The following is a 12,637-nucleotide window of genomic DNA, read 5'->3' as shown; positions in this document are numbered from 1 at the left end:
TTGTGCGGCTGAGCGCTCGCTACCACCAATAGGGCCAGCGCCATCCCTCGTAACGAATATAGGACGGCACCAGCGGCGGGCCGTAAGGATCGACGCGATCGTCTTCGGGGCGATAACGATAGCGCGGAACGACGTTGTAGTCCCACGGCGTCGGCCTCAGCACGGGCGCCGTGACGACGAGCCGTTCCTGTGGAGCGTGAACGACGACAGCCCTCCGCGCCCTCGCATCAGCACCTGATGACCCCAGCAGCACCAGGGCGGTTCCAAGCGCACAGGCGACAGTCATGATCTTCATGCGTTGATCTCCTTCGCGGGAAAGAGTGCGGGAGGACGCCCGGCAAGGCAAGCAAATTCAGCTTCAACTTCCTCGGACGATCCGCGCTGTTGTAGGATAGGTTGAGTGCACGCGAAACCCATCAACAGCCCGCCGAACGATCGGTTTCGCTTGCGCTCTGCCGCCCTACGAAGCCGCCGCTACATCAGGATGACCTCATGACAGTTCTCCGCATCGCCGCCTTCTCCGACGGCAACATCGGCGGCAATCCCGCCGGCGTCTGGATCGGCGACGCCTTGCCCGATGCGTCGGCGATGCAGGCGATCGCGGCTGAGGTCGGCTTTTCCGAGACCGCCTTTGCCGCGCCCGCAGGCGAGGCCTGGCGCGTGCGTTATTTTTCGCCGGCCATGGAGGTGCCGTTCTGCGGCCACGCCACCATCGCGCTCGGTGCGGCTCTGGCGCACCGCTACGGCGATCGCAGCTTTGGGCTGCATCTGAACGATGCGGTCATTTCCGTATCGGGACGGCGCGACCGCGACACCATCGCGGCCGCGCTGCAATCGCCGCCGACGCGCAGCGCGCCGCTCGATGCCGGCTTGCAGGATGCGTTGCTCGACCTGTTCGGCTATGCGGCCTCCGATCTCGATCCCCGCCTCCCGCCCGCGAGAATTCACGGCGGGGCCGATCATGTCATGCTGGCGCTGAAATCGCGCGACGCGCTCGCGCGCATGAGCTATGATTTCGATCGCGGCCGCGCGCTGATGCAGCAAGCGGGCCTCGTCACCATCGCCCTGGTGACGCTGGAGACACCGCGCCTGTTCCATGTGCGCAATGCCTTTGCCGCCGGCGGGGTGGTCGAGGATCCCGCCACGGGTGCGGCCGCCGCCGCGTTCGCAGGCTATTTGCGCGACATCGGCTGGCCGCATGGCGGCGCCATCGACATCGTCCAGGGCGAAGACATGGGCGCGCGCTCGCTGATCGGTGCCACGATCGGCGCCGCCAAGGGTAGCTCGATCCTGGTATCGGGCACGGCACGGTTCATGGACGCGTAATAGCCCTGGTTTTCCTTGCATTGCGCGGCTTCGCCCCTACGGTGCGCAGCGCAAGGACAGCTGCGAGACACGACCCATCATGAGCGACGCCACCAAATGCCCCGCCTGCCAGTCGGAGCACGCCTATCAGGACCGCGATCTCTGGATCTGCCCGGAGTGCGGCCATGAATGGAGCTCCACGGCCGGCAGCACCGCGGAGGCGCCCGCGGATGCCGGCGTGCGCGACGCCCATGGCAATGTGCTCAGCGATGGCGACAGCGTCATCGTGATGAAGGACCTCAAGGTCAAGGGCTCCTCGTCGGTCGTGAAAGGCGGGACCAAGGTCCGCAACATCCGCCTGCAGGACGCGACGGACGGCCACAACATCGCCTGCAAGATCGACGGCATCGGCGCGATGAACCTGAAGTCGGAATTCGTGAAGAAGGCGTGAGGCGAGCGACGCGGGCCGGCGGCTGAGGCCGGCCGCGACGCTCAGAAGAAGCCGGGGCTGAGATCGAGCCCATAGGTCAGGCTCAGCACGAATACGAACAGCGCGGCGGCTGCAAACAGCGCGAGGTGACGGATGACGAACTCACGCAGCGACGTGGCGGCGACAACAGCTTTTTGCGCAACAGGCATGACGAACTCCATTATGAAAAAGATTTCTTGGCCGCCAATATGCGGCGCCCGCATCAAGCGCCGCGATCTGCAAAACAACTATTAAAGAGATCACACTCGTTGCGAACGCCGGTAACAAGTCGCGCGTGACCGCGGGTTTTCTTGCTGACCATTCTCATCCCGCGCATCGATGCGCGACACTGGTGGTGTGTAATCCAACGCACTGGCAAGTGATTGCAGCTTCGCGACAAGCTTGGTGCCGAGCGCATCGATGATTTCAATGGTCGCCAGCGCGATTGCCCGCTGCCGCGCCGACGTTGCCCCCCATTGGAGCGGGAACCAGTAGTTGCATTCCAGCAACACCGGCTTGAAAAACCCGGTTTTGGGGCATTTGCACCATTGCACCGCCACGTCGTCCACCGAACAATTGACCCGCCGCGTACTTGGCTGTGCAATCGGGTTCGTTGGCGAACTTTGGAGGCGGGGATCATGAATGATCGGCGGTCTCTTCTTGTGGCGGTCTCGTGCCCCTCGGCCGTGATGGTCGGCTGGCTGGCGCTCTCGTTCTCCGCCTATGCCCCTGCGCTGATCGAGAATGGCGGCGCCGATGCAGCCGCCGTTTCCCGCGCCAAAGATCTCAGCCGCCTTGAGCTCGCCGATATCCCGCGCGCTGCGACGATCGACGATGGCATCGCGCTGACCGCCGATATCGCGGCCGCAGCGGCCACGACGCCGGTTGTGGCGACAGTTGAAGCCTCACCGCCCGAAGCGCCCGCCCCCACCGTCCAGATCGCCTCGGCCGATCCTACCGACATCGTGCCGGCGGGCCCAACGCCCCCTCAGATCGCGCCCGAACCTGCGCCTGCTGTCACCAGCGAAGCCGCTGAACCTGTGCCCGTCGCAAGCGAAGCCGCGGCTGAACCTGCCCAGGCCCCGCCCATCAACCTCGCCTCCGCCGATCCCGGCGACGTCGTGCCGCAAGACGCGCTGTCGCCCGCCGCGATCGCAAGCGGGCCTGTGGCCGAAAGCAAGCCGCCGCCCGCAGATACCGTGGCCGTGCTCGACGAATGCTTCGCCATGGATGCCTGCATCGACCGCTATCTCTGGGCGCTCTATCAGCGCACGCCAAAGGAAGATTCGATCAAGGTCGAAGACCGCCGCGCCGTCACCATCAGGCGCAAGGGCAGGACGGTCACGGTGATGCGCAGCTTCACGAAACTCGTCGACGAGGATTTTTCCTGGAAAGATCCGAAGGCGGCCGCACACGCCAATATGCCGCTGATGGACTACGTGATCGGCGGCATGGACAAGAGCTTCAAGCAGAAGCTGTTTCACATGCTGCTCGCAGCGGAAGCCGCCGGCCTGTCGCCGGGCATCACCAGCGCGTTTCGCGACGACTACCGCCAGGAGATTGCAAGCGGCCTGAAGGCGGCCTCCAACCGCTCCTATCACGGCGGCAGTCTCCGCGGCGGTTATGGCCACGGCATGGCGGCCGACATCGTCAGCACCCAGGGCAACAACCGCGCGCAACGCTGGGCCTCAACGGAAGTGTTGTGGAAATGGGTCGATGCCAACGCCAAGGCGCTCGGCATCGGCCGGCCCTATCTCGGTCGCGATCCGCCGCATGTGGGTCCGATCGACGGTGCGGAATACATCTCCAAGCGCGGCGTTGCGACCGACCGCAAGGAAGCCGCCAATACCAAATCGAAAAAAGCGCGAACTGTGGCGAGCGCCAAGCCGCCGAAGGCCCAGGCCGCACGCGAGCAGAAGAGCGCGGCAAAATCGCAGAAGTCGGCACAGTCAGCCGGAAGGAAACGCACGACGTGATCCTGGTCTTATGGACCTGACGTCGGCAACGGCACGAGACGCATCTCGGCCGATCCCGACTGCTGGGTGCGAAGGAGCACAGCGAAGATCGTCTCGACCGCGAGCCGCACCGACGCCTCGATCGCCATGCCCTTGGCGAGGTGCGCCGCAATCAGGCCGGTGAGGAGATCACCGGTGCCATAGGGGCTGATCGGCACGCGCGGGGTCGCAAAACGCGACAATTGCCCGTCGGCGCACAAAATCGTCTCCACCTGTCCTGCCGGAGTGTCGAGGAGTGTGCAGCCGGTGGCGACAACGTCGATCCGGCGGTGTCCCGCAAGCGCAGCAGCTGCCGTCCGCAAGGCATCCGTGTCGGCGATCTTGGCGCCAGAGAGCAACTCCAGCTCGAACTGGTTCGGCGTGACCAAATGCGCTGAAGGCAACAGGCGATGCCGCAGCACGTCCAAAATGCCGTCGGCGACATAGACGCGGCCGTCATCCCCGATGACGGGGTCGCAGAGATAGACGAGCTTCGCGTTTCGCGACAGCGCGCGTTCGACGAAGTCGGCGACGACGACAGCATTGTCGGGCGAGCCGACATAGCCGGTGACAAGCACCGCGGCCTCATCGACGAGGTCCCGCTCCTCGACACCCCTCAGCAGATCGGCGACCAGCTCGGCATCGAGCACGCGCCCGCGCAGGGTCGGATAACGCGGGTGGTTCGACAGCAGCGTCGTTGGTACGGCGGCGACGTTCACGCCCTCCGCCTGCATGGCGTAGGCCGCAGCGCTGTTACCGACATGGCCGTGGACCACCTGGCTTTGAATGGAGATGACGAGCATGCAGAGGTCCCTAAAAGCAATCGCGCCCCGGCGCAAGCGTAGAGCTCGGCCTGCCCCAACGCTATTGGGCAGCAAACGCGGATGTCAGGAATGACGTTCGCGTCGCGCAAGCTCATCGAGATAGGCGCAGAACATGTCGGCCATCCCGTCGGCGTAACGCCTGATGTCCGCCTCGCTGCGTGGCGTCTCGGAGAACCGCTTTCCGACCTCGCCCAGCGTCCTCTTGATCAGCTCCCCGGCGAGTTCGCGTGTCGCCTCCATGGCTTTTGGCAGCGCCTCCCGCATGAAGACCGCAACCACGCCCTCGCCCGCTGCGCGCGCCTCCTGCGCCTCGGGTGCATCACGATAAAGCGGTGCGGCATCGCTGAGCGCACCACGGATCGCAGCCTCGTCGCATTCGGAGCGTATGAAGGCGTGGACCAGCGCGCGGAGTCGCTCCGGTGGCGGCTTCGTACGGTCAGCGAGAATGCCGCGCAGGAGCTCGCTCGTGCTCCGCCACTCGTCGCTTTGCAGACGAAACAGGATGGCCGCCTTGTTCGGAAAATATTGGTAGAGCGAGCCAACGCTCACCCCGGCCCGCTCAGCCACGCGCGCAGTGGTGAAACGCTGCGCGCCCTCCTTTGCCAGGACCTGAATAGCGGCATCCAGAATGGCCGCCACCAGCTCATTGGAGCGGGCCTGCTGCGGCTGTTTTCGTGAGGAAACCGAACGACTTCGACGGTCGGCCATCGGACGCCCTGGGGAATGCGAATAGGAAATGCGACGAATTAATCGTATTTCAGTTCGTACGCAAGCACCCGCTGCGCCACCAACTCTGGAGACACCCAATGGCCACCCCAACGATCACATCGCTTGCGCCGCTGCTCGATCGCCTGTTCAGCCAGGCCGAAGCCGCAGAGGGCGCAGCGCAAGCCGCGTTCGCCGATTTGAGCGACGTCGACCGCGCAAGGATGATGCGAAGCAAGACCGATTACCGCGACCTCTACGCACGTCTGAAGGACGCACCGCTGGCGGTCTCGCGCGAGACCGCTCAGCTGCTCTACATGCTGGCGCGCAGCTCCCGAGCGAGGGCGATCGTCGAGTTCGGCACCTCGTTCGGCATGTCGACGCTGCATTTGGCCGCAGGCTTGCGCGACAATGGCGGCGGCCGGCTCATCACCAGCGAGTTCGAACCGTCCAAGGCGGCGCGGGCGCGCGAGAACCTCTCGGCCGGCGGGCTGATCGATCTCGTCGAGATCCGCGAAGGCGATGCGCTGAAGACATTGAGCGCCGATCTGCCCGAACGGATCGATCTCGTGTTGCTCGATGGCGCCAAGGCGCTCTACCCTGAGATCCTCGATCTTGTCGAAGACCGCCTGAACCCCGGCGCGATCATCGTCGCCGACAACGCCGACTTCAGCCCGGACTATCTGGCGCGCGTGCGCGCATCTGACAGCGGCTACATGTCCACGCCCTTCGCAGAGGACGTCGAACTTTCCGTGCGGATCAATTAGGACCGCATCGAAAGCTCTGTGACACTCGGCGCCATCGCGTGATTCATCGCGCGGTGGCTCGGCGTTCGCACCCTCATCGCACCACAGGTTCCGACCTGTCGCAGGCTCGTCACTCGCACGCAATACCTTCTCCCGACGAAAGCCGTGTCGCGCGTGCTCAACCTCCTACCGAGCGGTATCTTTCGCACCCACTGTCGAGACCGCCATGACGTCCGCCCTCACCTCCTATGCAGCGCTTGCCCTCGCCATCCTGTTCGAGGTGACGGCGTCCGCCTTGCTGCAGCAATCCGCGCAGTTCACACGGCCCTGGCCGACGCTGGCGATGGTGCTGTTCTATGTCGCCTCGTTCTACGCACTGTCGGTGGCGATCCGGGTGATTCCCTTGAGCATCGCCTATGCGATCTGGGGCGGGGTCGGCATTATCCTGACAGCCGCCGTCGCCTTCGTGATGTTCCGTCAGATGCTGGATGCCGCGGCCTTCGTCGGCATCGCCCTGATCGTCTCGGGAGTCGTCGTCATCAACCTGTTCTCGCAGACGACGGCGCATTGAACGTGGTGTTCACCGGAAAAGCCTTCGGCTTCGCCACATCATGGGCGACGCTGAGCATGGTGCTCGTCACCGATCCGTCGCTACGGCGGCTCTGGAAGGACTGGATGAAAGCACGCCTGAGGCGGCATCGCGCCACGGACGCTGCGCCAGAGCTTCAGATCGTGCGTCTCGCCGCCGATGGCGCCTGGCTGTCCTTCGTCACGACCGGACAAGCGCGGATCAACGCCGATTTGCGCGCCGTGCACGACCGCCTGATCGAACGGACCTATTGGCGCGCCTAACCAGGTCCGGATCCCTGGCTATTGCCCCTGCACAGGTTTGGGCGGATGCGGCTTGGATCGGGACGACTTTGTGCCGGGCTTCGCCGCAGCCGCGGGAGCTGGCGTATCGACCGACACCAGATAGGCTGCGAGTGCCTTGGCCGTGTCGGGGCCGGCCGAGTAATGGTCCTGGAGGAACCAGGACAGCGTCAGGCTGTAGCGCCCCTTCGCAAGCCCTCGCGGGCTGCGATGGCAGGCCATGCAACCGTCGGCGAAGAGCTTTTCAGGCGATTTGCCCGCGTCGAGATTTTGCGCTGAGGCAAGCGGCACCGACAGCACGACGCTCGCTGCCGCCATGGCCCCGAGAATCACCAGAGGCGCGATGACCTCGCGCCCCGGTCGAAATAGCGGTTTCAATGTCGTCCCCTAAGCCGTCCTGCGATCACGCAGCCAGCAACTGATCGAATTCCGCGGGCGCGTAGGCCTTGCCGTCTTGATCGGTGATGACGACCCGCCATCCTTCGCTCGCCCAAACCTTCGCCTTCGCCACGATGAGCAACCGGCTCTCGCGGGCAAAACTGTACTTCTCATTGTCGCGTTCTGCGACCATCTTGTAGGCCAAATCGCATCCCCTTGCGCTGCCCTGCGCCCCTCCTGTGGTGGCAGCGGGCTTTGGCGGCAATTCGCCGGGAGAGTGGCAATTTGGTGCCATCAACGGCAGCATTGTGCACCTGCAAGGTTCCGTCGAGCGAGAGAGGTCAATCTGCCTGCTATGCGCTATGCCGCGCAGCGCAGCCAGCCGAGCCCGGTCCGTCGCCGCCGCGACGAAGCCGATAATGCCCGCGATCCGTCAGTGAACGCGGATGGGGTGTGGGCGGCCGAGGTCAATCAATCCCTGCACTGCGGACAGACGGTCGTCCAGGGCAGCAATGGTAAGCAATAAATTATTGCGGCGCTCGTCGAGCAGCCCCATCTCGGCGCCGGAAAGCTTGGTGCTCGCCCGCTCCTTGTGGATGCCGTCGAGGGATTTACGCAAGCCGGCGATCAGGCCGGCCAGTTGCTTGACCTCTCTGGTCATCGAGCGCTTCGCGACATTTTGGCGGCGCGAGTCCGCCTGGCTCTGTCTCATCTCATCCTCCCGTAGCCCCGCTGCCCCGAGTGGATGCTTACACCTTTGAGTATACATGTTACGATCCTTGAAATCTGCCCGCGAAGAACTTTCTTAAATTGTACGCGCACGGAACCCGGGCCAGCAAAAAGCCCGGCACGAAGGCCGGGCTTTTCAGGAATGCTAGTGCTTCTCGTGACCGCCGCCTCCACCATGCGGGGCGGCGTTGATGTGCGGAGCGCCACCACCGCCGCCGGGATGCGGCGCGGCAGGTGCAGCCGCATGCGGTGCCGGCATCTGCGCATGGGCACTCATCGGCGCACCATGACTGACATTCGGCTGAGCCATATGCGACATCGCGGGCCGGGCCGCCGGCGCAGCCGACATGTGCGGCGCTTCATGTGCACGCGCCATCGGCTGCGCACGCACTGCGGCCCGGGCAGCGGTCGGCTCGTGCATCATACGCGCCTGCGCATCACGGGGATTGCGTCCCTGCACGGCCGTTCGCTCATGCGCAAGGTGCTCGCTGCGTCCGGCGCTGGCCCGGTCGGCCGTCGCTGCAGCGTCGCGCTTCGTGATGGCTGCGTCACGCCGTACCGTCGCGGCATCACGCCCCGAGATCGCGGCGCCGTTGACGTTGCCGTTGCCGTGGACGCCTTCGCGGCCCAGCGCGACCGCCGCGTCACGCGTCGCCGCACGCCCGATACGAGCGGCGTTCGGATCGATCGTCATCCGCGTCGCGAAGCGCTCATGCGAGTTCCAGTAGTTATTCCAGTAGGCGTGGCGCCGATACCAGGGGCGGCCCTCGTAGTAGCTCGACCAGTACGAACTCAGCACGAAGGGAACGACGGGCACGTCGATCTCGTCGGCATAGTCGGGCAGGTAGACGTAGTGATTGCGGTAGAGATATTCGAGATATTGCGACGATACCCAGCCGCGATCGTCGGAGAAGCTCACGTCGCACCAGGCATCACCACGCAGGCAGCCATGAATGTTGACGCGGGCGCCCTCGGGGACGCGATCGACCAGGGGAAAGCCCGCACCCGGGCCGGCGCGCAGGCCGGTCGAGACGGTGACGATACCAGGCGCGGCCATTGCGGCGGTCGGCGCGAGCAGCAATGCGGCAACTAAAGCGGTTCTCAATCTCATGGCGAAGTCCTCCTCTGAGAGGCGGAACGCGCAAGCGGAATAAAGCGTTCCGTGCGCAAGCGCCGGATCAGCCGAAAGATTGAGATGCGCGGCGTGCGCAGTTCAATATTCATCCGCCATTCATCGGCACGGCAAAGTGTCAGCTGACCTGCAGCATGAAGCCGTCAAAATATGCTGCGAGCGCAGCAAAATCGTCGAACGGCAACACCTGCGCGACGTATTGATCCGGCCGCACAACGACCAAGCAGCCCGTCTTCCGGTCGATGCCCCGCATCGTGAAGACGTCATGACCGCCCTTGAGGTCCGGACAGAACATTTTTTCGTAGTCGAGCAAGCCGTACCGACCTTTGCGCGGCAACAGCAGGGCTGGCATCGCCTCGATCGCAAGCTCGCGATGGTCCTGTTGAAACACCGCACGCAGATCGATCACGGAATCGATGTCGGCACCTTCAGGCGTATATCGTTTCAGCGGTGAACCCTTGGCTTCGAGGAGGAAATTGCACAGCGAGCGAATGGCGGAGCCAGCCGCTGTCGGATCTTCCGCACCGGCAAACGCATAAATGCGGAAGCGGCCATCGGCCTTCCCCACGTGGCCAAGATGGACAGGCTTGGCATCGCCAAGCCGAATGACGGGCGCCGAATGAAATCGCTTGCCGACGGCGAGGCCACGCGCGAGATGCTGATGCGATCCCGCGCCCGTGAGGATCGACGGAGTGTACTGCGTCGCCGTGCCCGCGGTGTAGCGGCCGTGCCTGACGAAGTAATCCTGGGTCTTGGCGGCATCAGCGCCACCCGTTTTCGCTGCCGAAGCGAGAATCCCCGCCCATTCGCGATCGAAATCGATCAGTTCCTTCGCCACGGCCTGCCGCTCGGCCGAATAGGAATGCAGCAGGCCCGGCGCACACTGCTTGCGGAGAACGGCGGCGAGCTTCCAGCCGAGATTGAAGGCGTCCTGCATCGAGACGTTCATTCCCTGCCCTGCCTTGGGGCTGTGGGTATGGCAGGCATCGCCGGCGATGAAAATGCGCGGGTGGCGCGTCGCGATCTCGGCTTCCGGCACATCGTCGAACTTGTCGGTCAGGCGCTGGCCGATTTCGTAGACCGACCACCAGGCGATCTCCTTCACATCGAGCGTATGCGGCCTCAGGATCCGCTGCGCTTTTGCTATCACGTCATCGGCGGTGATGTTGCGGTTGGCGACGCGCTCACCGACGTCGAGTTTTGCCAGCTCGACATAGAGCCGAACCATGTAGCCGCCTTCGCGCGGAATGATGAGCAGGCTGCCGTCCCTGGCCGACTGGATCAGCGCCTTGAAGCGGATATCAGGAAAGTCGGTCACCGCCAGCACGTCCATCACGCCCCAGGCGTGGTTGGCGGAATCGCCATGCAGCTCGCGGCCGATCGACTTGCGCACCGTACTGCGCGCGCCGTCGCAACCGACGACGTAGCGCGCCTTGACGGTCTCGATCTTGCCCTCATCGGCGCGTTCGAGCCGGACGGTCACCGCATGATCGGCTGGCCCGGCGGCCGGATCGACCTCTAGATCCAGCAGACGCCTCCCGTAATAGGGCTCGAGCTTTGCGGGCGATTTGCGCATCACGTCGAGAAAGCCGTCATGGATGCGCGCCTGGTTGAGGATGACGTGCGGGAATTCCGACAGCCCGTCCTCGACGTCCTGCACCCGGCCGCTGCGAACGATCTTGTCCGGCGCCCGTTCGTCCGGCTTCCAGAACGTCGTCTCGTTCACCCAATAGGCTTCCTTCAGGACGCGCTCGCTGAAGCCGTAGGCATGAAACATCTCCATGGTTCGGCAGGCGATGCCATCGGCCTGGCCGACCGAGAGCCGGCCAGGCTTCTGCTCGACGATGCAGGTCTTGATGTCGCCGAATTGCGCGAGCTGAGCCGCGAGCGTCAGGCCCGCAGGCCCGCAGCCGACGATGAGAACGTCAACCTCGTCAGGCACTGCCCCCGCAGCGCCCGCGCCTTGAACGCGCTCTGCGGGATCGGCGATCTCAGGGTCGCCCGGCTGGAATCCATTGAGATGGAATTGCATCGGCACCTCTCCCGTTGTCGTCTCGTTTCCCGTTGACGTCTCGTTGGACATTAGTCAGTATACTGATTATCAGCATACTTGTCAAGGTTCGTGCACCGCCCCTGCCCCAAGGAGATTTTGGTGAAAGACAACAACGACATGCCGGGACATCTGGCGCGCCGATTCCAACAGATCGCCGTCGCCGTATTCCTGGCCGAGGTTGGCCAGGCCGGCTTCGACCTCACGCCGGTGCAGTACGCGGCGCTCGCGACCATCAAGGCCAATCCAGGGCTGGACCAGGTCACGCTCGCAGGATTGATCGCCTTTGACCGTACCACCATCACCGGCGTGGTGGATCGCCTGGTGCAAAAAGGCCTCGTTGAGCGCCGCGCTTCGCGCCGCGACCGACGCGCCCGCGAGCTCGAGATCACTGACGAGGGCCGCCGCACGCTGCGCAGGATCACACCGGCCGTCGAATCCGCCCAGCAGATCATGCTGCGCGGCCTCAGCGACAAGGAAGCCGAAGAGCTGATGCGGCTCTTGCAAAAGGCCATCGCCGCGTGCAACGAGCTCAGCCGCGCGCCGTTGCGCGAGATGTAAGTCGATTTCGGGCGAACTGGATGCCGGTTCGCATCGAGGCAATGCATCAAATAGAAGGCCGTACCCCGTATTTTTGTACGTATTTGTCGCAGCGCTGCGAAACCAGGAACTAACCTTCAGCTGTTACGGTCGTCCTCAATTCTGCGCTTAACACCGATTAACTTTTCCGGCTTGGAGTTGGAGATGTTCAGGTTCGTCATTGCGGCCACAATCATCGCGCTGTCTGCCGGCCATGCGCTCGCGAATGGGCATGGCGGCGGCGAAGCCGCTCCTGCGCCGAAACCGGAGGCCACGACGGCACCGGCGAAGGTGGTCCTGACCAAGCAGGGTCCCAAGCTCGTCGATCCCCGCGGGATGACGCTTTATTATTACGAGCGTGACACCACCGGCAAGACGTCGACCTGCAACGGCAAGTGCACCGAAAGCTGGGTGCCGCTCGCCGCCACAGCCGAAGCCAAAGCCATCGGCGACTTCACCGTGATCAACCGCGACGACGGCAGCAAGATGTGGGCGTATCGCTATCGTCCGCTCTACACCTCGTCGGCCGACAAGGCGCCGGGCGATGCCAACGGCAACGCCACGACGCTGCAATGGCGGATCGCGCAGCCCGACAATTAGGACGCGAATGGCGCGCGCCCATCGCCGCTCGGCGGACTCTTGAGCCTGGCATGGGACGCGGAATCGATTGAGGTGTCATTCACCTCGCGCGTCCGTCCAAGCTTGACGGAACTGGCTTGAACACCGGCAAATCAGGATTCACCTTCAGCGGCCTGACTTCTGCCGTCACCACCACCGGCCCCGTCGCAAACCAGAGCGCGGCGATTGCCGCCATCACCACGCCCGCACCAAGCGCTGCGAGGCTTTTCATCTGTCC

Annotated in this window: 19 protein-coding genes; 8 read left to right on the top strand and 11 right to left on the bottom strand. The window is 64.2% G+C overall.

From position 1 onward, the window contains the following. Positions 1–19 precede the first annotated feature (19 nt). Positions 20–295: a hypothetical protein gene (locus tag ACVIIW_RS26010; RefSeq protein WP_456703347.1), complete on the bottom strand. Its 276-nt coding sequence runs from the start codon at positions 293–295 to the stop codon at positions 20–22. Between the two features lie 197 nt (positions 296–492). On the opposite strand from ACVIIW_RS26010, the gene ACVIIW_RS26005 reads away from it, so the two are divergent. Both ACVIIW_RS26005 and ACVIIW_RS26000 read left to right on the top strand, forming a co-directional pair. Further along, the gene (locus tag ACVIIW_RS26005) at positions 493–1,326 is read left to right on the top strand and encodes a PhzF family phenazine biosynthesis protein (protein WP_456703346.1); all 834 of its coding nucleotides are present in this window, start codon (positions 493–495) and stop codon (positions 1,324–1,326) included. A gap of 79 nt (positions 1,327–1,405) precedes the next feature. Then, the gene (locus ACVIIW_RS26000) at positions 1,406–1,756 is read left to right on the top strand and encodes a zinc ribbon domain-containing protein YjdM (RefSeq protein WP_456703345.1); all 351 of its coding nucleotides are present in this window, start codon (positions 1,406–1,408) and stop codon (positions 1,754–1,756) included. 41 nt (positions 1,757–1,797) lie between these two features. Here the strand turns inward: ACVIIW_RS26000 and ACVIIW_RS25995 are convergent, their stop codons facing one another. Next, positions 1,798–1,944, bottom strand: coding sequence for a hypothetical protein (locus ACVIIW_RS25995; protein WP_456703344.1), 147 nt, complete (start codon positions 1,942–1,944; stop codon positions 1,798–1,800). A 90-nt stretch (positions 1,945–2,034) separates the two neighbouring features. Further along, positions 2,035–2,343, bottom strand: coding sequence for a hypothetical protein (locus ACVIIW_RS25990; RefSeq protein ID WP_456703343.1), 309 nt, complete (start codon positions 2,341–2,343; stop codon positions 2,035–2,037). A 69-nt stretch (positions 2,344–2,412) separates the two neighbouring features. On the opposite strand from ACVIIW_RS25990, the gene ACVIIW_RS25985 reads away from it, so the two are divergent. Beyond that, positions 2,413–3,750 (top strand): hypothetical protein, encoded by a 1,338-nt coding sequence (locus tag ACVIIW_RS25985; RefSeq protein WP_456703342.1) that lies wholly within the window; start codon positions 2,413–2,415, stop codon positions 3,748–3,750. A gap of 8 nt (positions 3,751–3,758) precedes the next feature. Here the strand turns inward: ACVIIW_RS25985 and pdxY are convergent, their stop codons facing one another. Further along, a complete protein-coding gene (pdxY, locus tag ACVIIW_RS25980; RefSeq protein WP_456703341.1) occupies positions 3,759–4,571 on the bottom strand; it encodes a pyridoxal kinase in 813 nt (270 codons plus the stop codon). Between the two features lie 84 nt (positions 4,572–4,655). Continuing rightward, positions 4,656–5,300 carry a TetR family transcriptional regulator gene (locus ACVIIW_RS25975; RefSeq protein WP_456703340.1) on the bottom strand — a complete coding sequence of 215 codons (645 nt, stop codon included), beginning with the start codon at positions 5,298–5,300 and terminating at the stop codon, positions 4,656–4,658. A 98-nt stretch (positions 5,301–5,398) separates the two neighbouring features. Between ACVIIW_RS25975 and ACVIIW_RS25970 the strand changes: the two genes are divergently transcribed. The 3 genes from ACVIIW_RS25970 (at position 5,399) to ACVIIW_RS25960 (ending at position 6,895) form a co-directional block, all read left to right on the top strand. Then, entirely contained in the window at positions 5,399–6,064 is a 666-nt protein-coding gene (locus ACVIIW_RS25970) for an O-methyltransferase (protein ID WP_456703339.1), read from the top strand. 205 nt (positions 6,065–6,269) lie between these two features. Next, positions 6,270–6,614 (top strand): DMT family transporter, encoded by a 345-nt coding sequence (locus ACVIIW_RS25965; RefSeq protein WP_456703338.1) that lies wholly within the window; start codon positions 6,270–6,272, stop codon positions 6,612–6,614. A 2-nt stretch (positions 6,615–6,616) separates the two neighbouring features. Further along, positions 6,617–6,895, top strand: coding sequence for a hypothetical protein (locus ACVIIW_RS25960; RefSeq protein WP_456705271.1), 279 nt, complete (start codon positions 6,617–6,619; stop codon positions 6,893–6,895). A gap of 18 nt (positions 6,896–6,913) precedes the next feature. Here ACVIIW_RS25960 and ACVIIW_RS25955 read toward each other — a convergent pair whose 3' ends face one another. The 5 genes from ACVIIW_RS25955 to ACVIIW_RS25935 form a co-directional block, all read right to left on the bottom strand. Beyond that, positions 6,914–7,231 (bottom strand): hypothetical protein, encoded by a 318-nt coding sequence (locus ACVIIW_RS25955; RefSeq protein ID WP_456705270.1) that lies wholly within the window; start codon positions 7,229–7,231, stop codon positions 6,914–6,916. Positions 7,232–7,316: 85 nt separating this feature from the next. Beyond that, positions 7,317–7,598: a hypothetical protein gene (locus ACVIIW_RS25950; RefSeq protein WP_456703337.1), complete on the bottom strand. Its 282-nt coding sequence runs from the start codon at positions 7,596–7,598 to the stop codon at positions 7,317–7,319. Between the two features lie 126 nt (positions 7,599–7,724). Continuing rightward, positions 7,725–8,003 (bottom strand): hypothetical protein, encoded by a 279-nt coding sequence (locus tag ACVIIW_RS25945; RefSeq protein WP_456703336.1) that lies wholly within the window; start codon positions 8,001–8,003, stop codon positions 7,725–7,727. Positions 8,004–8,165: 162 nt separating this feature from the next. Then, on the bottom strand, positions 8,166–9,131 hold the full coding sequence (locus ACVIIW_RS25940; protein WP_456703335.1) for an SH3 domain-containing protein: 966 nt from the start codon (positions 9,129–9,131) through the stop codon (positions 8,166–8,168). Between the two features lie 139 nt (positions 9,132–9,270). Next, on the bottom strand, positions 9,271–11,184 hold the full coding sequence (locus tag ACVIIW_RS25935) for an FAD-binding monooxygenase (protein ID WP_456703334.1): 1,914 nt from the start codon (positions 11,182–11,184) through the stop codon (positions 9,271–9,273). 120 nt (positions 11,185–11,304) lie between these two features. Here ACVIIW_RS25935 and ACVIIW_RS25930 point away from each other — a divergent pair, with 120 nt between their 5' ends. After that, positions 11,305–11,763: a MarR family winged helix-turn-helix transcriptional regulator gene (locus tag ACVIIW_RS25930; RefSeq protein WP_456703333.1), complete on the top strand. Its 459-nt coding sequence runs from the start codon at positions 11,305–11,307 to the stop codon at positions 11,761–11,763. A 183-nt stretch (positions 11,764–11,946) separates the two neighbouring features. After that, positions 11,947–12,381: a COG4315 family predicted lipoprotein gene (locus ACVIIW_RS25925; RefSeq protein ID WP_456703332.1), complete on the top strand. Its 435-nt coding sequence runs from the start codon at positions 11,947–11,949 to the stop codon at positions 12,379–12,381. 79 nt (positions 12,382–12,460) lie between these two features. On the opposite strand, the gene ACVIIW_RS25920 is transcribed toward ACVIIW_RS25925, so the two are convergent. Next, on the bottom strand, positions 12,461–12,631 hold the full coding sequence (locus tag ACVIIW_RS25920) for a hypothetical protein (protein WP_456703331.1): 171 nt from the start codon (positions 12,629–12,631) through the stop codon (positions 12,461–12,463). Positions 12,632–12,637: the final 6 nt, after the last annotated feature.

The sequence above is a fragment of the Bradyrhizobium sp. USDA 4449 genome (assembly GCF_054056275.1).
Note: the sequence above shows the minus strand (reverse complement) of the source record. Positions and strands in the feature narration are given on the sequence as shown.

Excerpts from the sequence above, each read along its gene's own strand:
- ACVIIW_RS26010 (WP_456703347.1), bottom strand. The coding sequence starts at position 295 with ATGAAGATCATGACTGTCGCCTGTGCGCTTGGAACCGCCCTGGTGCTG.
- ACVIIW_RS26005 (WP_456703346.1), top strand. The coding sequence starts at position 493 with ATGACAGTTCTCCGCATCGCCGCCTTCTCCGACGGCAACATCGGCGGC.
- ACVIIW_RS26000 (WP_456703345.1), top strand. The coding sequence starts at position 1,406 with ATGAGCGACGCCACCAAATGCCCCGCCTGCCAGTCGGAGCACGCCTAT.
- ACVIIW_RS25995 (WP_456703344.1), bottom strand. The coding sequence starts at position 1,944 with ATGCCTGTTGCGCAAAAAGCTGTTGTCGCCGCCACGTCGCTGCGTGAG.
- ACVIIW_RS25985 (WP_456703342.1), top strand. The coding sequence starts at position 2,413 with ATGAATGATCGGCGGTCTCTTCTTGTGGCGGTCTCGTGCCCCTCGGCC.
- pdxY (WP_456703341.1), bottom strand. The coding sequence starts at position 4,571 with ATGCTCGTCATCTCCATTCAAAGCCAGGTGGTCCACGGCCATGTCGGT.
- ACVIIW_RS25975 (WP_456703340.1), bottom strand. The coding sequence starts at position 5,300 with ATGGCCGACCGTCGAAGTCGTTCGGTTTCCTCACGAAAACAGCCGCAG.
- ACVIIW_RS25970 (WP_456703339.1), top strand. The coding sequence starts at position 5,399 with ATGGCCACCCCAACGATCACATCGCTTGCGCCGCTGCTCGATCGCCTG.
- ACVIIW_RS25965 (WP_456703338.1), top strand. The coding sequence starts at position 6,270 with ATGACGTCCGCCCTCACCTCCTATGCAGCGCTTGCCCTCGCCATCCTG.
- ACVIIW_RS25955 (WP_456705270.1), bottom strand. The coding sequence starts at position 7,231 with ATGGCGGCAGCGAGCGTCGTGCTGTCGGTGCCGCTTGCCTCAGCGCAA.
- ACVIIW_RS25950 (WP_456703337.1), bottom strand. The coding sequence starts at position 7,598 with ATGCTGCCGTTGATGGCACCAAATTGCCACTCTCCCGGCGAATTGCCG.
- ACVIIW_RS25945 (WP_456703336.1), bottom strand. The coding sequence starts at position 8,003 with ATGAGACAGAGCCAGGCGGACTCGCGCCGCCAAAATGTCGCGAAGCGC.
- ACVIIW_RS25940 (WP_456703335.1), bottom strand. The coding sequence starts at position 9,131 with ATGAGATTGAGAACCGCTTTAGTTGCCGCATTGCTGCTCGCGCCGACC.
- ACVIIW_RS25935 (WP_456703334.1), bottom strand. The coding sequence starts at position 11,184 with ATGCAATTCCATCTCAATGGATTCCAGCCGGGCGACCCTGAGATCGCC.
- ACVIIW_RS25925 (WP_456703332.1), top strand. The coding sequence starts at position 11,947 with ATGTTCAGGTTCGTCATTGCGGCCACAATCATCGCGCTGTCTGCCGGC.
- ACVIIW_RS25920 (WP_456703331.1), bottom strand. The coding sequence starts at position 12,631 with ATGAAAAGCCTCGCAGCGCTTGGTGCGGGCGTGGTGATGGCGGCAATC.